Origin of the sequence: Pseudomonas sp. UBA6276 (assembly GCF_002438365.1) — a bacterium.
GTDB lineage: Bacteria > Pseudomonadota > Gammaproteobacteria > Pseudomonadales > Pseudomonadaceae > Aquipseudomonas > Aquipseudomonas coleopterorum.
The window spans coordinates 55,917-72,761 of sequence record NZ_DJUS01000068.1; the positions used below are offsets into that span (position 1 = coordinate 55,917).

Annotated in this window: 15 protein-coding genes; 3 read left to right on the plus strand and 12 right to left on the minus strand. The window is 63.5% G+C overall.

Annotated elements, in window-relative coordinates:
* Window positions 1–13 precede the first annotated feature (13 nt).
* The 7 genes from B2V21_RS08110 to B2V21_RS08140 all read right to left on the minus strand — a co-directional run bounded on the left by B2V21_RS08110 (window position 14) and on the right by B2V21_RS08140 (window position 8,384).
* Window positions 14–1,024 carry a chemotaxis response regulator protein-glutamate methylesterase gene (locus B2V21_RS08110; RefSeq protein ID WP_056844225.1) on the minus strand — a complete coding sequence of 337 codons (1,011 nt, stop codon included), beginning with the start codon at window positions 1,022–1,024 and terminating at the stop codon, window positions 14–16.
* Window positions 1,021–3,339, minus strand: coding sequence for a hybrid sensor histidine kinase/response regulator (locus B2V21_RS08115; RefSeq protein WP_286916548.1), 2,319 nt, complete (start codon window positions 3,337–3,339; stop codon window positions 1,021–1,023). The genes B2V21_RS08110 and B2V21_RS08115 overlap by 4 nt, the downstream gene beginning before the upstream one ends.
* Window positions 3,336–4,013 carry a chemotaxis protein CheW gene (locus tag B2V21_RS08120; protein ID WP_286916549.1) on the minus strand — a complete coding sequence of 226 codons (678 nt, stop codon included), beginning with the start codon at window positions 4,011–4,013 and terminating at the stop codon, window positions 3,336–3,338. Before B2V21_RS08120 ends, B2V21_RS08115 begins: the two co-directional genes overlap by 4 nt.
* The gene (locus tag B2V21_RS08125) at window positions 4,010–5,284 is read right to left on the minus strand and encodes a CheR family methyltransferase (RefSeq protein ID WP_286916550.1); all 1,275 of its coding nucleotides are present in this window, start codon (window positions 5,282–5,284) and stop codon (window positions 4,010–4,012) included. Before B2V21_RS08125 ends, B2V21_RS08120 begins: the two co-directional genes overlap by 4 nt.
* Window positions 5,281–5,790: a chemotaxis protein CheW gene (locus B2V21_RS08130; RefSeq protein ID WP_286916551.1), complete on the minus strand. Its 510-nt coding sequence runs from the start codon at window positions 5,788–5,790 to the stop codon at window positions 5,281–5,283. The genes B2V21_RS08125 and B2V21_RS08130 overlap by 4 nt, the downstream gene beginning before the upstream one ends.
* 8 nt (window positions 5,791–5,798) lie before the next feature.
* Window positions 5,799–7,421 carry a methyl-accepting chemotaxis protein gene (locus tag B2V21_RS08135; RefSeq protein WP_056844297.1) on the minus strand — a complete coding sequence of 541 codons (1,623 nt, stop codon included), beginning with the start codon at window positions 7,419–7,421 and terminating at the stop codon, window positions 5,799–5,801.
* 204 nt (window positions 7,422–7,625) lie between these two features.
* Entirely contained in the window at window positions 7,626–8,384 is a 759-nt protein-coding gene (locus B2V21_RS08140) for a tellurite resistance TerB family protein (protein ID WP_286916552.1), read from the minus strand.
* A 290-nt stretch (window positions 8,385–8,674) separates the two neighbouring features.
* On the opposite strand from B2V21_RS08140, the gene B2V21_RS08145 reads away from it, so the two are divergent.
* A complete protein-coding gene (locus B2V21_RS08145; protein ID WP_286916553.1) occupies window positions 8,675–10,288 on the plus strand; it encodes a glucan biosynthesis protein D in 1,614 nt (537 codons plus the stop codon).
* Window positions 10,289–10,364: 76 nt separating this feature from the next.
* On the opposite strand, the gene B2V21_RS08150 is transcribed toward B2V21_RS08145, so the two are convergent.
* The 3 genes from B2V21_RS08150 to B2V21_RS08160 all read right to left on the minus strand — a co-directional run bounded on the left by B2V21_RS08150 (window position 10,365) and on the right by B2V21_RS08160 (window position 13,899).
* The gene (locus tag B2V21_RS08150) at window positions 10,365–11,471 is read right to left on the minus strand and encodes an NADH:flavin oxidoreductase/NADH oxidase (protein WP_286916554.1); all 1,107 of its coding nucleotides are present in this window, start codon (window positions 11,469–11,471) and stop codon (window positions 10,365–10,367) included.
* A 122-nt stretch (window positions 11,472–11,593) separates the two neighbouring features.
* Window positions 11,594–13,303, minus strand: coding sequence for a single-stranded-DNA-specific exonuclease RecJ (recJ, locus tag B2V21_RS08155; protein ID WP_056844217.1), 1,710 nt, complete (start codon window positions 13,301–13,303; stop codon window positions 11,594–11,596).
* Between the two features lie 56 nt (window positions 13,304–13,359).
* Window positions 13,360–13,899 carry a YaeQ family protein gene (locus B2V21_RS08160; protein WP_049861282.1) on the minus strand — a complete coding sequence of 180 codons (540 nt, stop codon included), beginning with the start codon at window positions 13,897–13,899 and terminating at the stop codon, window positions 13,360–13,362.
* A 178-nt stretch (window positions 13,900–14,077) separates the two neighbouring features.
* Here B2V21_RS08160 and B2V21_RS08165 point away from each other — a divergent pair, with 178 nt between their 5' ends.
* Window positions 14,078–15,004: a TIGR02285 family protein gene (locus tag B2V21_RS08165; protein ID WP_286916555.1), complete on the plus strand. Its 927-nt coding sequence runs from the start codon at window positions 14,078–14,080 to the stop codon at window positions 15,002–15,004.
* Between the two features lie 79 nt (window positions 15,005–15,083).
* On the opposite strand, the gene B2V21_RS08170 is transcribed toward B2V21_RS08165, so the two are convergent.
* Window positions 15,084–15,374: a DUF3509 domain-containing protein gene (locus tag B2V21_RS08170; protein WP_282347728.1), complete on the minus strand. Its 291-nt coding sequence runs from the start codon at window positions 15,372–15,374 to the stop codon at window positions 15,084–15,086.
* Between the two features lie 251 nt (window positions 15,375–15,625).
* Here B2V21_RS08170 and B2V21_RS08175 point away from each other — a divergent pair, with 251 nt between their 5' ends.
* Window positions 15,626–16,288, plus strand: a complete 663-nt coding sequence (locus B2V21_RS08175; protein WP_152965753.1) for a response regulator transcription factor — start codon at window positions 15,626–15,628, stop codon at window positions 16,286–16,288.
* Window positions 16,289–16,328: 40 nt separating this feature from the next.
* Here the strand turns inward: B2V21_RS08175 and B2V21_RS08180 are convergent, their stop codons facing one another.
* On the minus strand, window positions 16,329–16,802 hold the full coding sequence (locus tag B2V21_RS08180; protein WP_286916556.1) for a DNA-binding protein: 474 nt from the start codon (window positions 16,800–16,802) through the stop codon (window positions 16,329–16,331).
* Window positions 16,803–16,845: the final 43 nt, after the last annotated feature.

A 16,845-nucleotide genomic window follows, 5' to 3' on the forward strand; every position in this document is an offset into this window, starting at 1 on the left:
CCGTGGCTCGAGTTCATCGTGAAAATACGTCCATCAGTCGGGGTGCGATCCGCTCGAGCGGACGAATTTCAACAGCTGCATCAATGGCCGCCGCCGCTTTCGGCATTCCATAGACGGCGCTGCTGAGCTGGTCCTGGGCGATGGTCAGGTAACCGCGCTGACGCATCGACTTCAAGCCCTGCGCGCCGTCGCGGCCCATGCCGGTGAGCAACACGCCCACGGCGTCGCCGTTCCAGAATTGCGCCACACTACGGAAAAAAACATCTATGGAAGGTCGGTAGATCTCGTCCACCGGTTCTGCCGTGTAGGTTAAGGTACCATTTTTCAGCAGACGAATATGATGATTGGTGCCAGCCAGTAGCACAGTGCCAGCCTGAGGGGTCTCACCGTCCCGCGCCAGGCGCACTGGCAGGCCCGAGGCACTGCTCAACCACTCGGCCATTCCGGCGGCGAATACCTGGTCCACATGCTGGACCAGAACGATGGCCGCCGGGTAATCGCGCGGCAATCCCTTGAGCAGGATTTCCAGCGCGGCGGGGCCGCCGGCCGACGAGCCGATGGCCACCAGTTTCTGTCGCATCCCGCTCGCGCGCGGCAGCGGCAACTCGCTGCGCACCGCCGGGCTGCGCTGTCCCACCAGCCAACCGATGTTGAAGATCTTGCGCAACAACGGCGCCGCAGCCTCGCGAGCGTCGCCGACACCCAGCGTGGGGGTATCGACCACATCCAGGGCACCGTGGCCCATGGCCTCGAAGACACGATGAACGTTCTGCTGGCGGTCGACCGTGACGATGACGATGGCGCACGGGGTGTTGGCCATGATCTGCCGAGTGGCTTCCACGCCGTCCATCACGGGCATGATCAGATCCATCAGGATCAGGTCCGGGGTTACGGTCTGGCAGCGCTCGACCGCTTCGCGGCCGTTGCTGGCCACCCACACCACCTCGTGGGACGGCTCCAGCGCGATCGCCCGACGCAACGCTTCCACGGCCATGGGCATGTCATTGACGATGGCGATCCTCATCCCCGCGCTCCTCCAATCAACTCAACCACCGCATCGAGCAAGGCATCATCGTGGAAACTGGCCTTGGCCAAGTAATAATCGGCCCCGGCGTCGAGGCCGCGGCGGCGGTCCTCTTCGCGGTCCTTGTAGGAAACCACCATGACCGGCAACGACTGCAAGCGGCTGTCGCGGCGCAGCAGGGTCACCAGTTCGATGCCGTCCATACGCGGCATGTCGATGTCGGTGATCAGCAGGTCGAAGTCTTCGCTGCGCAAGGCATTCCAGCCATCCATGCCGTCGACGGCCACGGCCACATCGTAACCGCGATGGCTGAGCAGCTTGCGTTGCAGCTCGCGGACAGTCAGCGAGTCATCCACCACCAGCACCCGCTTGCGCGCCGCTTCGGCCTGCTGGCTGCGTTTGTCGATGCGCTCCAGGCGACCGGTATTGAGCAGCTTCTCCACCGAGCGGAACATGTCTTCGACGTCGATGATCAGCACTACCGAGCCGTCGTCGAGCAAGGCACCGGCGGAAATATCCTGGACCTTGCCCAAGCGCGCGTCCAACGGCAGCACGACCAGCGTGCGCTCGCCGATGAAGCGTTCCACGGCCACGCCGTAGATCGCTTCGCGGTCGCGGATCACCACGACCTTGACGGTCGCCTCGTTGCCTTGACCGGACGGCCGCTGCAACAGCTGACTGGCGGCCACCAGGCCGACATGACGGTCCTGGAACCAGAAGTGCTGGCGGCCTTCGAGCTGGATGATGTCCTCGGCCGGCAGGTCCATGGTGTGTTCGATGTGTGCCAGCGGAAACGCGTACGCCTCGCCGCCCACTTCCACCGCCAGACTGCGTACCACCGACAGGGTCAGCGGCACCTCGATGTGAAAACGGCTGCCCTGCCCCGGCACCTGAATAAGCTCGACCGAGCCGCGCAGCTGGCGAATCAGGTGCAACACCGCATCCAGCCCGACGCCTCGGCCCGAGACCTCGGTGACCGTGTCGCGCATGCTGAAACCAGGCAGGAACAGAAAGCTGAGCAGCTCCTCTTCACTGAGCTGCTCCACCGTATCGGCGGCCGACAAGCCGCGCTGGACAATGCTGCGGCGCAGCGCAGCCAGATCGACCCCACCGCCGTCGTCGCTCAGGTCCAGCACCAGCAAGCCTGCCTGATGGGAGGCGCGCAGCACCACCCGGCCTTCGGCAGGCTTGCCAGCCAGCAGGCGATGCTCGGGGGTTTCGATACCGTGATCGACGGCGTTGCGCAGCAGGTGGGTCAGCGGCGCTTCGAGTTTTTCCAGAACGTCACGGTCGACTTGGGTCTTCTCGCCTTCGATGTCCAGCCGCACCTGCTTGCCCAGCGAGCGGCCCAGGTCGCGGACCATGCGTTCCTGACCACCCAGCATGTCGGCGAACGGGCGCATGCGACAGGCCAGCGCCGTGTCGTACAACAACTGCGCGCGCTGGCTGGCCTGCCAGCCGAAATCATCCAGTTCCGCAGTCTGCTGCAGCAGCATCTGCTGGGTCTGATCCAGCAGCGACTGGGCCTGCGCCAAGGCGTCGCGCACCTCGGCGCTCTGCCCTTCGAGCTGCAATTGTTCGGCAAGGCCGCCGAGCGCACGGATGCTCTGCGCCTGCATGCGCTTGAGACGCTGCATGGTCAGCAGATAGGGCTTGAGGCGTTGGGTTTCCACCAGCGACTTGCTCGACAGGTCCAGCAGGCTGTTCAAACGTTCCGCCGTGACCCGCAATACCCGCTCGCCGGTGTCACTGACCCGGCGTGCCCGGTTCGCCGGGAGTTCGGCCACGAAATCGTCCAAGGCGGGCGTTGCGTCCGCCAGTTCGGCGACGGGGGGCGCCTCGGGCGGGGTCTCCATGGGTAGCTCGGCCGGCGCAGGTGCAGCCGGTGGCACCGTGGGCGAGAGCTGCGCTGCGGCGGCGGCCAACGGATCCATCACCGCCGCCATCTGCGCCACGTAGGCATCGATATCGTGCGTGCCGGGCGCGCCGGCACCGGGCGTGCCGATACGCATCAGCAAATCGGTGCCCAGCAGCAGCGCATCGATGTGCTCGGCCATCAGGTACACGCGCCGCTCCTGGGCCGCTACCAGGCAATCTTCCATGACGTGGGCCACGCGCACTCCGGCGTCCAGGCCGACGATGCGCGCGGCGCCCTTGAGCGAGTGGGCCGCGCGCATGCACGCTTCCAGTTGATCGGCCTGGGTCGGGTTGCGCTCCAGGGCCAACAGCCCGGCATTAAGCACCTGGGTCTGGGCCTCGGCTTCCAGGCTGAACAGTTCCAGCAACGAGGCGTCGCGCATCTGCTCCGGGGTCATGTCAGGCTCCGGTTCATGGCCTGCAGCAGCGCCGTGTCGTCGAGCAGGCGCACGCTGCGCCCGCGAAATGGCAGAACGCCCTGAGTGTACCGTGCGCCCGCCTGGGTCGTGGCCGTGGAAGCTTGTTCGAGCTCGACCAGATCGATGCGATGGATACCGTCCACTTCCTCCACCGGCACCACCACCGAGCCGCCGTCTATGGCGATGATCAGCATACGCGGCATGACCCGCGCGGAGACGGCTGGGGTGGCGTGTTGGGTGTCGATGCCCAACAGCTCCTCCAACGCCAGACACGGCACCAGCGCGCCGCGTACGTTGGCAACGCCGCGCAACGCCCGCGAACGCTGGTGCGGCAGCGAATGCACGGCCTGCACCGGCGCCACTTCCACCAGGCAGCGGGTGGCCAACGCCAGCCACTCATCGGCCAAGCGAAACAGAACCAGGGATTTGCTTTCGACCCTTCCTGCCGCTTCGCTGTAATGCAGAGGCGCATGCTGGCGATCCAAAGCGTAGCGGTCCAGCAGACGGACCGCCGCCGAGGCGTACACCGCGCAGTTGCGGCAGTGGATGTGCTCAGCCAGCAGTGGGCAGGATTTGTCGCCATGAATGCCGATGCGGTTCCAGCAGTCATCGATCTGCTGGGCGTCGATGTCGATCAGGTCCGGGGCGCTCATCGTTTATGCTCCTGCGCCCGCGGCCGGTCACTGCGCGCGGCGCGCTCCTGCAGGCGCCGCGCACCGGCGATGTCGCCTTGGGCGGTAAGGAGCATGGCCAGGTGAGCCAACGCCTCGGCGTGCTGGGGATCGAGGTACAACGCCTTACGGTAGTAGCCTTGGGCCTGCAACACCTGGCCGCCGACGTCACTGAGCAGGCCCAGCCAATAGAACACCTGAGGGTCGGGCCCATGGCTACGCAGGTAGGCATCGCACGCCGCCTGGGCCTCGGTACTTTTACCTTCGTTGGCGAGTCTGGCGATCTGCGCAAGCAAGGCTGTGCCGTCGTTGGCTACCGTTTCAGCCGTATTGGCCACCGGCAGCGCCAGCACCCGCGTGCGGGTACGCAGCGGCTGTCGGCCCGGTTCGGGCAGCAGCTTGATCGGCATCTGCAACCGCGCCGGCGCAGGGGCCAAGGGCGTGGGCGCAGGCGCGACCTGACGATCGCGGACGAAGGCGAACGATTGTGCGATGCCGATCGGGCGCATGCCCAATCGCGCCAGCAGACTGCCCTCGGCCGGACCGATGAACAGTGCGCCGTCTTCGTGAGTCAGTTTCTTCAGCACTTCGAACACCTGCTGCTGGGTCGGCAGGTCGAAATAGATCAGCAGGTTGCGACAGAACACGAAGTCATAGGCGCGCTCGCCGCCCAGCAACAGCGGATCGAGAATGTTGCCCACCTGAAGGCGCACTTGCGCGCGAACTTGGGGGGCGAGCAGGTAACCTTCGTCCGTCGGCGCAAAATGTCGATCGCGAAATGTCAGCGGCGCTCCGCGAAACGAATTGCGCCCATAGATCGCCCGTGTCGCCCGGCTCACCGAGAGTGGGCTGATGTCCACGCCGTCCACGCTGAACTGCTCCGGCGCCAGCCCGGCATCGAGCAAGGCCATGGCGATCGAATAAGGCTCCTCGCCCGTCGAACAGGGCAGGCTGAGAATGCGCAGCGGCACGCCGGGCCGTTCGGCGAGGCGCGCCTTGGCGACCTTGCACAGCGCGGCGAAGGATTCGGGGTAGCGCATGAACCAGGTTTCCGGAACGATGACCGCCTCGATCAACGCCTGCTGCTCTGCTGCCGAGCCCTGCAACAGCGTCCAGTAGGCATCCAGGTTCGGGGCATGCGCTGCCTGGCTGCGCTGCGCGACCGCGCGTTCGATCAACGCCGGACCTACCGACGCCACATCCAGACCGATGCGGTCACGCAGAAAACGCACGAAGCGCTGGTCGTCGCTCATCGCGCGCCCTCCTCCACGACCGAGGCCGCCAACTGCGGGGCAAAGAGCAGTTCGCGCACGGCCGGTTCGAGCAGATCCTGCACGCGCAACCATTGCAACAGACCCTGACTGTCTTCGCGCACTGGCCCCAGGTAGGGCGTGGCACGGTTATGCACACCACTGGGTTTGAAGTCGCGTGGGTCGCAGCGCAGCGTTTCGCTGGCGAATTCGACGATCAGCCCCAGACGAGCCTGAGGACCGGCCTGGTCATTCGGGTAGTGCACCAGCACCAGACGCGTACTGGTGCGGCGCACTGCTGGGACGCCAAAGCTCAACGCGCTGACGTCCAGCACCGGCACCACACGACCGCGATGGGCGAATACACCGGCCACCCACGCCGGCGCCTGCGGGACCGGCTTGAGTGGCAGCAACGGCAAAACCTCCGCCACTTCCAGCGCATCCAGCGCGAAGCGCTCCTGTGCGATGCGAAACAGCAGGAACAGCTTGTTGCGCGCGGCGATCGGCATCGCGCCCATCAGACTTTGAAGCGCGAGACGCCGCCGCGCAGTCCGGTGGCGACCTGGCTCAGCTCGTCGATGGCAAAGCTGGCCTGACGCAGCGATTCCACCGTCTGACTGCTGGCATCGCCCAACTGCGCCAAGGCATGGTTGATCTGTTCGGCACCGGTGGCCTGCGCCTGCATGCCCTCGTTGACCATCAGCACGCGCGGCGCCAAGGCCTGCACCTGGCCGATGATCTGCGACAGCTGATCGCCGACCTGCTGCACCTCGAACATGCCGCGGCGCACCTCCTCGGAAAACTTGTCCATGCCCATGACCCCGGCCGAAACCGCCGACTGGATCTCGCGCACCATCTGCTCGATGTCATAGGTGGCCACGGCGGTCTGGTCGGCGAGACGGCGTACTTCGGTGGCGACCACCGCAAAGCCGCGACCGTACTCGCCGGCCTTCTCGGCCTCGATGGCAGCGTTGAGCGACAGCAGGTTGGTCTGGTCCGCCACCTTGACGATGGTCACCACCACTTGGTTGATGTTGCCGGCCTTCTCGTTGAGGATCGCCAGCTTGGCGTTGACCAGCTCCGCAGCGCCCATGACCTGATGCATGGTTTCTTCCATGCGCGCCAGACCCTGCTGACCGGAGCCGGCCAGGGAGGACGCCTGGTCGGCTGCCGAAGTGACCTCACCCATGGTCCGCACCAGATCGCGCGAGGTGGCAGCGATCTCTCGCGAAGTAGCGCCGATCTCAGTAGTTGTGGCGGCGGTTTCGGTCGCCGTGGCCTGTTGCTGCTTGGACGTTGCGGCGATTTCGGTCACCGAGGTGGTGACCTGCACCGACGATCGCTGCGCCTGGGCCACCAGCGCGGTGAGCTCGGTCATCATGTCGTTGAAGCCCAGCTCGACCTCGTTGAATTCGTCCTTGCGCGCCAGGCTCAGGCGAGTGCTCAGGTCGCCGTTGCGCATGACCTCCAGGATCCGCACGATCTTCTGCATGGGCGCCATGATGGTGCGCAGCAGCCACAGCCCGCACACACCGGCGACGATGATTGCCACCAGAAGGGAAATCACCAGGCTGACCTTGGCCGCGGCCACCGAGGAGTCGATGGCCGAAGTGGCCTTCTCGGCCCCCTCGCGATTGCGATCGATCAAGGTGTTGAGTTGCTTGCGCCCGGCGACCCAGGCTGGCGTCAGGTCGTCGATGGCCATCTGCTGGGCTTCGCTGAACTTGCGCAGGCGATAGGCTTCCAGCACGTCGGCCAAGGTTTTTTCATAGGTCACGCGCATCCGCTCGAATTCTTCGAAAGCGGCTTGGTCTTCGCTGTCCTGGACGGTGCTGCGGTAATTGGCCATCTGCTGGGTCAGGCGCTCGGCGAAGCTCTTGTACTGCTCCTCGTCGGCCGTGATCAGCTCGCGCTGATAGCTCAGGCCCACCAGTTGCTGGGTATAGACGTAGCTGTCCACCCAGGCACTGCGGATCATGGAGCTGAACACCACGCCCGGCACACTGTCGGTGCGCACCTTGGTTTCGTTGGTCTCGATGGTCTGCAGACGTGAATAGGACACCACGACCATCAACAGCATGATTGCGATGACAACGGCGAAACTCGCCAGGATGCGGTGGCGCAAGGACCAGTTCTTCACAGTCAACCCTCGAAAATTCCTACAGCACAAACGAAAAATCGCCTGAGTATAGCCCTACCTCAGGCGATTTCGTGCTGTTGCTCAACTTTCGTTCATCAGCGAGGGTAATGCCAGTTGCTACGTGATCAACGCATAACTATTGCCGACCGACGTCGTGATCGGCAGATGAACGGTGACGCCCTCCGTTCAACCCGTCTATTCACCTCACGCGACCTCGGCTTCGGCCTGACGAACCTGCTTTTCCAGTTCCAGCTTCAGCGCAGGGTCAAGGGACAGCTGCTTGGCCAGTTCGTCCAGGTAGGCTCGCTCCATGAAGTGCTCCTGATCCACCATCATCACGCTGGCGATGTACATCTCGGCGGCAATCTCCGGGGTCTTGGCAGCGTGCGCTACGTCCACCGGATCCAGCGGCTTGTTCAATTCGGCGTGTAGCCACTGCTGCAACTCGTTGTCCGAATCCAGACGGGTGAACTCGCCTTCGATCAGTTCACGTTCGCGCTCGTCCACATGGCCGTCGGACTTGGCTGCCGCGACCAGCGCCTTGAGGATGGCCTGGCTGTGCTCCTCGACCTGCTGGGGTGGCACCCGGTCGACCGTCTGCGGCTCGCCACGTGGCGCGCTCTGCTGCTGGGCCTGCCAGTTGCCATAGGCCTTGTAGGCAATGACGCCCAACGCTGCCAGGCCACCATAGGCCAACGCCTTGCCGCCGTACTTGCGTGCGCTCTTGTTGCCGAGCAGCAGGCCCATGGCGCCACCGGTCAGCGCGCCCTTGCCGCCGGACAACAGGCCACCCAACGCGCCGCCCGCGCCGCCTTTACCAGAAAGCAGACCGCCGAGCGCACCGGCGACACCACTGGCACCACCACCGGCGCCACCCAAGGGTGAAGAGCCACCGCCGCTTTTGTTCTTCAGCAGCTCCTGGCCGGATTTGAACAACTGGTCGAGCAAGCCACGCGTGTTCATTTTTTGGTCTCGTCAATGGGAGAAACGTTTGACGAGAGTAAGGGCATTCCGTTGCTTGGCTCGAATGGTGATTTGCTTCGGGATGTTGCACAAATGATCGACCACAACGGTCAATCGAGGGGCCGACGGGGACATATTCGGAAAACTTTTTTACAGGAGTTTGCGAACACATCGGTCATTCCGGTATCTGTGTACAGTTCGCTGCGTTTGGACAAGGCAGGCCCAAACCTTCCCATTTGAGCCTCGCAGGTCGCTTGGAGCGACCGAGGTTGATTCAGAACAGGTTATCTATGCACCGCAGACACCTTCTGAAAGCGTCGATGGCCCTTGCGGCCTATACCGGACTGTCGGGCACCGGGCTGTTCGCCGCCCAGGCCCTGGCGGCCACCGCCGATGGCGAAGCCGAGCCGTTCAGCTTCGACATGCTCAAGGCCCAGGCCAAGAGCCTGGCCGCACAGGCCTATGTCAGCAACAAGCAGACCCTGCCCCCGACCCTGGCCAACATGACGCCACAGCAATTCAATGCGATTGGCTACGACGCCAACCATTCGTTGTGGAACGACCTCAAGGGCCAACTGGACGTGCAGTTCTTCCACGTCGGCATGGGCTTCCGCACCCCGGTGCGCATGTACAGCGTCGATGCCGAGCGCAAGCAGGCGCGCGAAGTGCATTTCCATCCGCCGTTGTTCAACTACCAGAACACCACGGTCGACACTTCGCAGCTCAAGGGCGACCTGGGCTTCGCCGGCTTCAAGCTGTTCAAGGCGCCTAACCTCGAACGCCACGACGTGGTCTCCTTCCTCGGCGCCAGCTACTTCCGCGCCGTCGATGCCACCGGCCAGTACGGTCTGTCCGCGCGCGGCCTGGCGATCGACACCTATGCCAAGAAGCAGGAAGAGTTTCCCGACTTCACCAAGTTCTGGTTCGAAACGCCAAGCAAGGACAGCACCCGCTTCGTGGTCTACGCCCTGCTCGACTCACCGAGTGCCACCGGCGCCTATCGCTTCGACATCGATTGCCAGGCAGAGCGCGTGGTCATGGACATCGATGCGCACATCAACGCGCGTCAAGACATCGAGCAACTGGGTGTGGCACCGATGACCAGCATGTTCAGTTGCGGCAACCACGAGCGGCGCATGTGCGACACCATTCATCCACAGATCCACGATTCGGATCGCCTGGCCATGTGGCGCGGCAATGGCGAATGGATCTGTCGACCGCTGAACAACCCGGACCGTGTGCGTTTCAACGCCTTCGCCGATGTCGATCCGAAAGGCTTCGGCCTGATCCAGACCGACCACAACTTCAGCAACTATCAAGATACGGTCGATTGGTACCACAAGCGGCCGAGCCTGTGGGTCGAGCCGACCACCGCCTGGGGCGAAGGCGCCATCGATCTGGTGGAGCTGCCGACCACCGGCGAAACCATGGACAACATCGTTGCCTTCTGGACACCCAAGAACCCGGTGAAGGCCGGCAACTCCCTGAATTTCGGCTACAAGCTGTACTGGAGCGCCCTGGCACCGGTCGGCACGCCCCTTGCGCGTGTCGCGGCAACGCGCTCCGGGATGGGTGGTTTCACCGAAGGCTGGGCGCCGGGCGAGCATTACCCCAACGTCTGGGCACGACGGTTCGCCGTGGACTTCACCGGCGGCGGGCTGGAGTCGCTGAAAACACCGATCGAACCCATCATTACGGCCTCGGGCGGCAAGGTGCAGGACATTCAGGTATTGGAGTTGCCGGACATCAAGGGCTTCCGCGTACTGTTCGACTGGTACCCCACCAGCGACAGCGTCGATCCGGTGGACATGCGTTTGTTCATCAAGACCCAGGGGCGCACGTTGAGCGAAACCTGGCTCTACCAGTACTTCCCTCCGGCTCCGGAAAAGCGCAAGTACGTCTGATGGACTGAAGCGGCATGGCCTCTTCACCCCATGATTCCAAGGGCGAAGAGGCCATCATTGAAACGCCCGACGACGATCAGTCGCGCAGATCCGACTCCAGGATCGGCTGATCGCGGTGGGTGGCGCGCTGGTACTGAGCGGGCCAGGTAGCCAGGCGACCGCCCAGGTCTTCGTCGGCGTGCAGGGGCCAGTACGGATCGCGCAGCAGTTCACGCGCAAGCAGGATGATGTCAGCCTGACCGGTACGCAGAATGTGCTCGGCCTGAGCCGGATCGGTGATCATGCCCACGGTGCCCGTAGCAAGGTCCGCCTCCTTGCGAACCCGCTCGGCAAAGCGCGTCTGATAGCCTGGCCCGGTTGGAATCTCGGCATTGGCCGAAGTGCCACCCGACGACACGTCGACTAGGTCAACGCCCAGCGCCTTCAAGCGTTTGGCCAACTCAACGGTTTCGTCCGGGTTCCAGCCGTCTTCGACCCAGTCGGTCGCGGATACGCGGACGAATACGGGCAATTCCTCCGGCCAGACCTCGCGAATGGCTTGCGTGACCTCAAGGGTCAGACGAATTCGGTTTTCAAAACTACCTCCATACTGATCCTGACGCTGATTGCTGAGCGGCGACAGGAACTGATGCAGCAGATAACCGTGGGCCGCATGAACCTCGACCACCTTGAAGTTGGCGGTCAGTGCGCGCCTGGTGGCGGCAACGAACGCCTGGACGATGTCCTTGATGGCGGCTTCGTCCAACGCAGTGGGTGCGGTGTGCTGTGGGTCGAAGGCGATCCGCGAGGGCCCGACGGGCACCCAGCCACCTTCATTGACTGGCACGCTGCCATGCTTGCCCAACCAGGGTCGCCAAGTACTGGCCTTGCGCCCGGCGTGGGCCAGCTGGATCGCCGGCACAGCACCCTGTGATGTGATGAAGCGAGTGATGCGCTGCAGCGGTTCGATCTGCTCGTCATTCCACAGACCGAGGTCTTCAGGTGTGATGCGACCATCGGCGGTCACCGCGGTGGCTTCGGTGAAGACCAGACCGGCACCGCCGCTGGCACGACTGCCCAGGTGCACCAGATGCCAGTCGTTAGCCAGGCCATCGGCGCTGGAGTACTGGCACATCGGCGATACCGCAATGCGGTTGCGCAGGGTCAGCTGGCGGAGGGTATAGGGTTCGAGCAGCATGCTCATCGGGCACCTCGGTTGGCAGTTCCACGTGGGACGAGAGGCCGTCGGCCGATAGACGTGGCGGACGTACCCATCTCGCTCTTGAAGACCAGTCGACAACCCGGCCGCGACCGTGGTTCCGCCTGTCAGCGCGGCTCGATGTGGGTAATGAGCAACTGCACCGTCTCGCGCCCGCGAAACTCGTTGAGGTCCAGCTTGTACGCCAGTTGCACCCAGCGCACCGATGGGTCGGGCCATACTTCGCGGTCGACGCCGAAGGCGATACCGTCCAGGCTGACGCTGCCGCACTCGGTCTTGAGCATGACCTTGAGATGACGCTCGCCAACCACTCGCTGCTCCACCAGTTGAAACACGCCATGGAACATCGGCTCGGGAAAATGCTGCCCCCAGGGCCCGGCATTGCGCAGGGCGCGCGCCAGCTCCAGGTGGAACTCCTCGACGCCCAAAGTGCCGTCGGACAGCAGGCGTCCGGTCAGGTCTTCCTCGCACAGCTGGCTGCGCACCTGGGCATCGAACGCCTCACAGAACGCCGGGAAGTTCTCCTGCGGCAAGGTCAATCCCGCCGCCATGGCATGCCCACCGAACTTGCTGATCAACTGCGGATGACTGGCCGCCACGGCATCCAGTGCATCGCGAATGTGAAAGCCCTGCACCGAACGCGCCGAGCCCTTGAGCAAACCGTCGCCCGCATCGGCGAAGGCAATGGTTGGCCGGTGGTAGCGCTCCTTGAGCCGCGAGGCAAGGATACCGATCACACCCTGGTGCCACTGCGCGTCGAACAGGCACAGGCCGAACGGCATGGATTCCACCGCCAGGTCCTTGAGCTGGGCCAGGGCTTCGCGCTGCATGCCCTGCTCGATCGACTTGCGGTCCTGGTTCAACCCATCGAGCTGCGAGGCAATCGCCTGGGCGCTGGGCAGATCGGTGCTCAACAGGCACTCGATGCCCAGGCTCATGTCGTCCAGGCGCCCGGCGGCATTGAGGCGCGGCCCAAGGATAAAGCCCAGATCGGTCGAGGTGATCCGCGCAGCCTCGCGACGTGCCACCTCCAGAATCGCTGTGATACCGGGCCGGGCTCGACCCGCACGAATTCGCTCCAGCCCCTGATGCACCAGAATGCGGTTGTTGGCATCCAGCGGCACGACGTCGGCCACGCTGCCCAGCGCCACCAGATCGAGGAGTTCGCCGATGTTGGGCTGCGCCACCTGGGCATAGCGGCCCAATTCACGCAGCCGTGCGCGCAGGGCCATCAACACGTAGAAAATCACGCCGACCCCGGCCAGGTTCTTGCTCGGGAACTCGCAGCCCGGCTGATTGGGGTTGACGATGGCATCCGCAGCCGGCAACTCGTGCCCCGGCAAGTGGTGGTCGGTCACCAGCACCTGCAGCCCGGCAGCCTTGGCCGCCGCCACGCCCTCGACGCTGGAAATACCGTTGTCGACCGTCACCAGCAACTGCGGCTCGCGCTGCAAGGCAACTTCGACGATCTCGGGGGTCAGGCCGTAGCCGTACTCGAAGCGATTGGGCACCAGGTAATCGACATGTGCAGCGCCCAACAGGCGCAGCCCGAGCACCCCCACCGCACTGGCTGTGGCACCGTCGGCATCGAAGTCGCCTACGATGAGAATGCGCTGACGCTGGTCGATGGCCGTCACCAACAGCTCGACAGCGGCTTCGATACCCTTGAGCCGCTGGAAGGGAATCAGGCGCGCCAGGCTCTTGTCCAGCTCCTGCGCACTCGATACACCACGCGCCGCGTAGAGGCGATTCAGCAGGGGCGGCATATCGCCGAGGAAGGGCAGGATCTGGGGCAACTGACGGGGTTCGATGCGCATGGTGCCTGGGGCGGTTCTCACTGCAAGACAAAAGAGGAAAGGTGAAACCGGGCGGCCTAGCGCTCGCCCAACAGCCACTCGAGTTGGACTTCGTGCTGACCGCGGTCATCGGTGACGAACACCGTGCCCTCGCTGATCATGACGTCCCACTTGATGACCCGAGGCATGTCCTTGGCCAGGGTCTCGAGCACTTCCTGAGGCACTGCGGCGATGTTGACGTTCTTCAGGTTCTTGACCGCATCGACCACCTTGGTCTGCCACACGCGCAGGCTGCCATAGGCCAGCAGACTGGTACGCTCGGTACGCCGCGAACACCAGGTGAGACGTTCCGCATCAGGCAGACCGACCTCGATCCAATGCAGGATCCGCCCGTCCAGACTTTTTTCCCACAGCGCGGCTTCATCGACATCCGACAGACCGCGGCCGAAAGACAGGTGCTCGTTGTACCACAGGGCATACGCCAGCAAGCGCACCGCCATCCGCTCTTCGGTTTCGGAGGGGTGACGGGCAATGGTCTGCTTGACGCTCTCATAAACGCTGCGGTCAAGATCGGTCAGGTTCAGTTCGAATTTGTACGTGGTCGACGGCTGGGCCATTAGGCAGGCTTCTTGGGAACGGGAAAAGGCCGCTAGTCTACCCGATGCGGCCTTGATCAACGACCACCACAGACCACTGCGACGCTGCGGTGCGTTTTGATCATACGCCTGGGTGTGCAAAGATGGTGCGGTGTTTCAAAAACGGACAACCTGCCCTACTCCCTGCGCAAGGACTGCCATGGACTCATGTTTCAAAATCCTGCCGGCCGGCAGCCTTTTACTGTCACTGGCGCTGTGCGCCTGCCTGCTTATCACACCCCATGCACATGGCCGGGAAACCATCACATGGCTGTTGCGCGACCTGGCACCGCTGACCATAGCCCGAGGGCCTGACCGTAACCGCGGCGCCGTCGACCAGGCCCTGCCACTGATGCGCGCAGCGCTGCCGGACTACGATCACAGCGTGCTCAGGGTCAACCGCGCGCGCGCTTCGCAGATGCTCGCCGAGCCGGGGCTTTACTGCGACCCTGCGCTGCTCTGGACGCGCCAGCGCGCGCAGACCATCTTTTATTCAGTGCCCAGCATGCACGTGCTGGGCAGTACATTGGTCATGCAGCGAATCGACCTGCCGCTGATCGCCGATTTCATGGACGACGGCAAGGTCGACCTCGGCGCCCTGCTGCGCAGCGGTACCCTGGCCCTGGGCATCATTGCCGGTCGCAGCTACGGCAGCGTCGTCGACCGCATTCTGGCCGAAGCCGACAGCCGCCAGATCCTCGCCCATCATGGCAACGACGCCATGGGGAGCCTGCTGCGCATGGAAAGGCTGGGGCGGATCCATGCCCTGCTGGGCTACTGGCTGGAGGCTCGCTATCAGGCGCGCCAGGAAGATTTGGATCCGCAGCAAATGGTGCAGGTCCCGATCAAGGGCGCGGCAAGAACACAGATCGTACATGTGGGTTGCTCTGACAGCCCCACCGGCCGCCGCGTAGTGGACGCCCTGAACCCTTTGCTGCTGGAGTTGCGCAGTGGTCAATTAGCGCAGCTGTATGCGCAATGGCTGGCACCCCATGAGAGGTCGGATTATCTGCGCGAAACCCGTGCATTGTTCAATGCGCGGAGGTTCAATGCACAGAGCACCGAGGCCTTGAGCAGCCAGCGGTAGGAAGGAAAATGGCAGGGCCGCGGCGCGCGCGCTGCCTGCCAAAGTCCCTACCTCTTGGACAGCGAGGGCCTGATCAAGCTCAGGCCAGCGCGTGGCTGAAGCCAGCACTTTGCGAAACATTGCGCAGCGCTGCAATCATCGACGGTTCGAGGCGCCCCTCGGCAACCAGCAGGTCACGGTGCAAACCATCGACCACATCGGTAAAGGAGCGCAAGTCCTCGAATTGGCTGCGGTTGACCGAACGCTGGGTCACTACGCTTCCAGCCGCGCTCATGACCACGACCTGGCAATTGCCAAGACTATCCTGCCCTTCGAGAGTCACGCGATACGGTGTCAGGGCTTCATTGAGCAACAGGCTGATATTCTTCATCGCATCACCACTCGTCTGTTCGAATTCTTAAGGTGCATGACACTGACCCCTCCCCAGCGAGAAAAGTTCTGGGCTCGCCATGTCAGACTATTTCCGACAGTGCCTTCGGAATATGACAGTACGAATGTAAGACTTTTCTGATTGTGCGGCTTGGTGGCTACAGGGCCAGAAATGGACTACAAAACAGATCAGGAATAGACCACAGCTGTGCCAGAATTCACCGCCTGATTTACCCGTCACCGGAGCCTGCCTTGACCGACCCACTGAGCGCACCCCTGCGGATCGTGCTGGCCGATGACCATCCGATCTTTCGTATCGGCCTGCGCGCCGTGCTGGAGCGAGACCCCGGCTTGCGCGTGGTGGCCGAAGCCGCCTCGCCACAGGAGCTGACGCACTGCCTGAATGAAACCGAATGCGACCTGCTGATCACCGACTACATGATGCCCTCTCGGGATCAGAGTGATGGCCTGAGGCTGATCGGGTATGTCGGCCGGCATTGGCCAAAGCTGCCTGTAATGGTGGTCACCATGCTGACCAATCCAGGGCTGCTGCGGGCAATCCTGAACTTGGGCGTGGTCGGGCTGTTGGGCAAAGCCAGCCTCGTCGACGAATTGCCGGCAGCGATTGCCAGCCTCAAGCGCAACAAGCCGTTCGTGGCGCAGTCGATAAGAAGTATCCTGGCCCTGCCAGGTGATAATCCCGCAAGCCAGCTCACGGGCCATGTCGACCTGTCTCCGCGCGAGCTTGAAATAACACGTCTGCTGGCCCAAGGCCTCTCGGTCAACGAAATCGCTCTCCAACTCAACCGCAGCAAGCAGACGATCAGCGCGCAGAAGGTCAGCGCCATGCGCAAGCTGGGCATCGATAACGATGCGGCGTTGTATATCTACATGCAGGCCCACGGATTGAAATGACCGGGATCGGGACGGGCCTGCATCGCACCACCGGGCGGCGCTAGGGGCGCAAAGGCAAAGGCAGAGGCCAGGCGCCGTCGCAGGAACTGATCTCGTGCACGTCAGGCAAGGGTAGCAAGGCCTGTACATCCATTCGACGCTGGTAATCCTGCAGCAGCCCATGCACCGCGACAGCCGACACGGGCGTGTACAACACGCCCAACAATGGCAACCGATGCTGGCGAGCCAGTGCCGCCAGCGGTTCGACTGACTGCGAGCCATTACTGTAGAGGATCAGTGCCCGTGCCAGCCCGGTCGCGGCCAGATGGCGGATCAGCTCGCCCATGTCCAACCCGGCCATCGTCACCTCGCAAATGGCCACGTCCGCCCCATGGCGCTTTTCCAGCGAGAGACAGGCCGCGTTGAAGCTCTGAGCGGTGAGGACGTCGAATACCCCACAGGCATTGAGCACCTGATGCATGGCGATCAACTGATACGGAATATCTTCCAGCACCAGAACTCTGAGCGAACGCATGAGTGAAAACCTCGAAGGAGCGCATCGAGCTGCGCATTGCCTG

Bases quoted from the DNA above. Each gene is read 5' to 3' on its own strand.
- B2V21_RS08140 (WP_286916552.1), bottom strand. From the start codon at position 8,384: ATGAACACGCGTGGCTTGCTCGACCAGTTGTTCAAATCCGGCCAGGAG.
- B2V21_RS08165 (WP_286916555.1), top strand. From the start codon at position 14,078: ATGGACTCATGTTTCAAAATCCTGCCGGCCGGCAGCCTTTTACTGTCA.
- B2V21_RS08130 (WP_286916551.1), bottom strand. From the start codon at position 5,790: ATGCCGATCGCCGCGCGCAACAAGCTGTTCCTGCTGTTTCGCATCGCA.
- B2V21_RS08180 (WP_286916556.1), bottom strand. From the start codon at position 16,802: ATGCGTTCGCTCAGAGTTCTGGTGCTGGAAGATATTCCGTATCAGTTG.
- recJ (WP_056844217.1), bottom strand. From the start codon at position 13,303: ATGCGCATCGAACCCCGTCAGTTGCCCCAGATCCTGCCCTTCCTCGGC.
- B2V21_RS08150 (WP_286916554.1), bottom strand. From the start codon at position 11,471: ATGAGCATGCTGCTCGAACCCTATACCCTCCGCCAGCTGACCCTGCGC.
- B2V21_RS08160 (WP_049861282.1), bottom strand. From the start codon at position 13,899: ATGGCCCAGCCGTCGACCACGTACAAATTCGAACTGAACCTGACCGAT.
- B2V21_RS08115 (WP_286916548.1), bottom strand. From the start codon at position 3,339: ATGACCCCGGAGCAGATGCGCGACGCCTCGTTGCTGGAACTGTTCAGC.
- B2V21_RS08170 (WP_282347728.1), bottom strand. From the start codon at position 15,374: ATGAAGAATATCAGCCTGTTGCTCAATGAAGCCCTGACACCGTATCGC.
- B2V21_RS08110 (WP_056844225.1), bottom strand. From the start codon at position 1,024: ATGAGGATCGCCATCGTCAATGACATGCCCATGGCCGTGGAAGCGTTG.
- B2V21_RS08145 (WP_286916553.1), top strand. From the start codon at position 8,675: ATGCACCGCAGACACCTTCTGAAAGCGTCGATGGCCCTTGCGGCCTAT.
- B2V21_RS08120 (WP_286916549.1), bottom strand. From the start codon at position 4,013: ATGAGCGCCCCGGACCTGATCGACATCGACGCCCAGCAGATCGATGAC.
- B2V21_RS08125 (WP_286916550.1), bottom strand. From the start codon at position 5,284: ATGAGCGACGACCAGCGCTTCGTGCGTTTTCTGCGTGACCGCATCGGT.